This window comes from Phenylobacterium sp., from assembly GCF_041920015.1.
In the GTDB taxonomy this organism is placed as follows: Bacteria; Pseudomonadota; Alphaproteobacteria; order Caulobacterales; family Caulobacteraceae; genus Phenylobacterium.
On sequence record NZ_JAYRST010000140.1, the window covers coordinates 1 to 3,012 of the forward strand.

Consider the following 3,012-nt stretch of genomic DNA (forward strand, 5'->3'; position numbering starts at 1 on the left):
AGAACCCGCATGTCGTCCGAGTACGCCTTGCGTCCCGCCATCCCTGCCTCCCTCGTCAGAAGGTCAGGGACTCACGATCCGCTGCTTCAGGGAACCCAACCCGCGATCACTTCCGATTCATCGCAAGCGGGACACGCTCTAGCCTTCTTCCTCCCGGCCTTCGTTCGGGTCGGCTTCGATGCTGGCGGGCGGGGCGGCGATGAGCTTGGCTTGGGCGAGGAGCACCTGCGGCACGGCCTCACGGGTGAAGGGCAGCCACCAGCTTGCGCCGGCCCGGGGCTGGATCTCCAGCAGGTCGCCTGCGCCGAAGTCCTGCACCGCCTTGACCTTGCCCAGGACTTCGCCGGCGGCGGTCTCGACCGAGAGGCCGATGAGGTCGGCGAGATAGAACTCGTCCTCCTCCGGCTCGGGCAGGCTGTCGCGCTGGATGTAGAGCTTGAGGCCGCGCAGGGCCTCGGCGGCGTTGCGGTCGGCCACGCCTTTCAGGCGGGCGACGATCCCGCCCTTGGTCGGACGAGCCGACATTATGGTCAGGGCGGGCGAGCCATCCTGGCGCAGCAGGGTCTTGTAGTCCGCCAGGGCCATGGGGTCGGCGGTGAAGGTGGTGACCTTCACCTCGCCGCGCACCCCATGGGCGGCGCCGACCTGGGCGACGAAAATCAGATTGCGCGTCTCGTCGCCCATGCCGGCCAGAAGGGCTTAGCCTTCGGTCTGTTCGGCGGCGGCCTCGGCGGCCGGCGCGTCTTCGGCGGGAGCTTCCGGGGCCGGGGCGGCTTCCGGTTCCGGAGCCGGCGCAGCGGCGGCTTCGGCGGCCGCGGCGGCGCGGTCGGCTTCACGCTGGGCGCGCTCTTCGGCGCGTTCCTTGGCCTTGCGGCCCGGCTCGGCCTTCTGCGGGTTGTTGCCGGCCTGCCACTTCACCAGGCCCGCGGTGCTCAGGAAGCGCGCGACGCGGTCGGTCGGCTGGGCGCCCTTCGTCAGCCACTCCTCGATGCGCTCGACCTTCAGGGTGACGCGGGTCGGGTCGTCCTTCTTGAGCATCGGGTTGTAGGCGCCGACCTTCTCGATGAAGCGGCCGTCGCGCGGCGAGTGCGAGTCGGCGACGACGATGTTGTAGTAGGGGCGCTTCTTGGCGCCGCCACGGGCGAGACGAATCTTGAGCATGGGTAGTCCTTTGTAAGATCTAGGATTTCTTGAAGGGGTTGAAGCCCGGCGGCAGACCGCCGAGGCCAGGAAGCTTCGGGGCGCCGGGGCCGCCCAGGCCGGGCAGACCGCCCCCCTGGCCGGCCAGCTTGCCGAGCTCTTCCAGTTGCTTGGGATCAGGCGCCGGCAGCTTGCCGCCGCCCAGGGCCTTGAGCCGGTCCATGCCGCCGCCGCCCATCATGCCGGCCATGCGGGCGAAGCCCTTGCCGCCGTCGCGGCTCATCATCTTGAAGGCGTCGGCCATCTGGCGGTGTTGTTTCAGCAGGCGGTTGATCTCGGCCACGTCGACGCCGGCCCCGGCGGCGATGCGGCGCTTGCGCGAGGCCTGCAGGATGTCGGGCTTCTTCCGCTCGGCCTTGGTCATGGACGAGATGATGGCGAGCTGGCGGTCGATGGTCTTGTCCGAGACATTGGCCTCGGCCATCTGCTTCTTGACCTTCTGCACGCCGGGCAGCAGGCCCATCAGGCCCTCCATGCCGCCCATGCGCTTCATCTGGCCGAACTGCTCGGCCAGCATGTCGAGGTCGAACTGGCCCTTGGCCAGCTTCTTGGCCATGGCCTCGGTGCGGGCGACGTCCAGGTCCTGGGCGGCCTTCTCGACCAGGGCGACGACGTCCCCCTGGCCCAGGATGCGGCCGGCCACGCGGCGGGCGTCGAAGACGTCGAGGCCGTCGATCTTTTCCGAGACGCCGAGGAACTTGATCGGCAGGCCGGTGACGGCCCGCATGGAGAGCGCCGCGCCCCCGCGGCCGTCGCCGTCGGCCCGGGTCAGCACCAGGCCGGTCAGGGGCAGGCGCTCGTGGAACGCCTTGGCGGTGCGCACCGCGTCCTGGCCGGTCAGGCTGTCGGCGACCAGCAGGGTCTCGGTGGGGTTGGCGATCTTCGCGATCTCGGCCGCCTCGGCCATCATCGCTTCGTCGAGGGTGGTGCGGCCGGCGGTGTCGAGGATGACGACGTCGAAGCCCTGGAGCTTGGCCGCCGACATGGCGCGGCGGGCGATGTCGGGCGCCGACTGGCCGGGCACGATCGGCAGGCTGTCGACCTCGGCCTGCTTGGCCAGCAGGGCGAGCTGCTCCATGGCGGCGGGGCGGCGGGTGTCGAGCGAGGCCAGCAGGACCTTCTTGCGGTCCTTGGCGAGTTTCAGGGCCAGCTTGCCGGCGGTGGTGGTCTTGCCCGAGCCCTGGAGGCCGGCCATCAGGATCACGGTGGGCGGGTTCAGCGCGAGGTTCAGCCCCTCGGCGGTTTCGCCCCCCAGCATCTCGACCAGGCCGTCATAGGTGATCTTCACCACCTGGTCGGCGGGGCGGATCGAGCGGATCACCTCCTCGCCGGCGGCCCGTTCCTTGGCCTTGGAGATGAATTCGCGGACGACCGGCAGGGCGACGTCGGCCTCGAGCAGGGCCACCCGGACCTCGCGCAGGGCTTCGTCGATGTCCTTTTCCGAGAGTACGCCGCGCCCGGAGAGGCGGTCGAAGATCCCGGAAAGTCGATCTGTCAGTGCGTCGAACAAGTCGAACTCCACCCCAATTTCCCCAGGTGGGAAAATGGGAACGAAAAGGTTTGAGAGATTTTCGATCCTGCGGATCGCAGATCTCTCGGGAGGCCCAAACGCAATCGACCCCCGTGGACGATCACGTCGACGGGGGGCCTCGCCGCCCTCGTCCTGCATCCGTCGCAGGGGTCGTGGCGGTGGAGGGCGCGAATGCTATGCGCCGGAAGTGGGCGCTTATGCGCCTGTGGCGGGTTCAGGTCAAGGATTTGAAGGTTTCAGTTGCTCCCCCGCTGGGGGAGCTGTCAGCCGAATGGCTGACT

General features: G+C 69.1%; 3 protein-coding genes. All 3 read right to left on the reverse strand.

The window, feature by feature from the left end; translation table 11 throughout:
* Positions 1–138 precede the first annotated feature (138 nt).
* From rimM to ffh, 3 genes are read right to left on the reverse strand one after another with little or no spacing between them, the layout of a single operon-like run.
* Positions 139–684: a ribosome maturation factor RimM gene (rimM, locus tag ACE3TL_RS16770; protein ID WP_374579798.1), complete on the reverse strand. Its 546-nt coding sequence runs from the start codon at positions 682–684 to the stop codon at positions 139–141.
* 15 nt (positions 685–699) lie between these two features.
* Positions 700–1,161, reverse strand: coding sequence for a 30S ribosomal protein S16 (rpsP, locus tag ACE3TL_RS16775; protein ID WP_374579799.1), 462 nt, complete (start codon positions 1,159–1,161; stop codon positions 700–702).
* A gap of 19 nt (positions 1,162–1,180) precedes the next feature.
* A complete protein-coding gene (ffh, locus tag ACE3TL_RS16780; RefSeq protein ID WP_374579800.1) occupies positions 1,181–2,710 on the reverse strand; it encodes a signal recognition particle protein in 1,530 nt (509 codons plus the stop codon).
* Positions 2,711–3,012: the final 302 nt, after the last annotated feature.

What these genes read in the sequence shown, in the direction of transcription:
- rimM (WP_374579798.1), bottom strand. Translation starts at nt 684, where the DNA reads ATGGGCGACGAGACGCGCAATCTGATTTTCGTCGCCCAGGTCGGCGCC.
- rpsP (WP_374579799.1), bottom strand. Translation starts at nt 1,161, where the DNA reads ATGCTCAAGATTCGTCTCGCCCGTGGCGGCGCCAAGAAGCGCCCCTAC.